Origin of the sequence: Dyadobacter flavalbus (assembly GCF_006149045.1) — a bacterium.
Taxonomy (GTDB): domain Bacteria; phylum Bacteroidota; class Bacteroidia; order Cytophagales; family Spirosomataceae; genus Dyadobacter; species Dyadobacter flavalbus.
The window spans coordinates 1-537 of sequence record NZ_VBSN01000020.1 but is presented as its reverse complement, the minus strand read 5'-3'; the positions used below and the strand labels follow the sequence as shown (position 1 = coordinate 537).

The following is a 537-nucleotide window of genomic DNA, read 5'->3' as shown; positions in this document are numbered from 1 at the left end:
GGCTCGCCAAGTCTGTCGGATAGTGAAACGATTACAGTTACTGTAAATTCTCCGGCAACAACAACCCGCATCAACGTCGGGGGTTCTGCTTACACGGCATCCGGTAACAGGGCGTTTATTGCTGATAAATACTTTACTGGAACCAGCACTACTCCGTCCGCAGCCAGCTCAGTGGATATCCTCAATACGACCGATGATGTCATTTACCGTTCGGCACGCTCCGGCGCTACGATCAGTTACAGCATTCCGGTCCCGAATGGTTCTTACAGTGTCATCCTGCATTTTGCAGAGCTTTACTTCGGCGCTCCGGGTAAAGTAGCGGGCGGAACAGGCAAACGCAGGTTCAATGTAGCGATCGAAGGCGCCAGCAAGCTCACCAATTATGACATCTATGCAAAAGCAGGCGGCGCTGTCAGGGCAGTGAAGGAAACCTTCCCCGTATCGGTAACCGACGGCATGATGAATATTAATTTCACAAGCGGATCGGTAAACCAGCCTTTGATCAATGCCATCGAAGTCGTGCCGCAAACAGCTGCA

General features: G+C 51.6%; 1 protein-coding gene. It reads left to right on the top strand.

What is annotated here, in order from left to right:
- Window positions 1–537 (top strand): malectin (locus FEM33_RS03210; protein ID WP_201747690.1); only part of this gene is annotated, 537 nt, incomplete at both ends.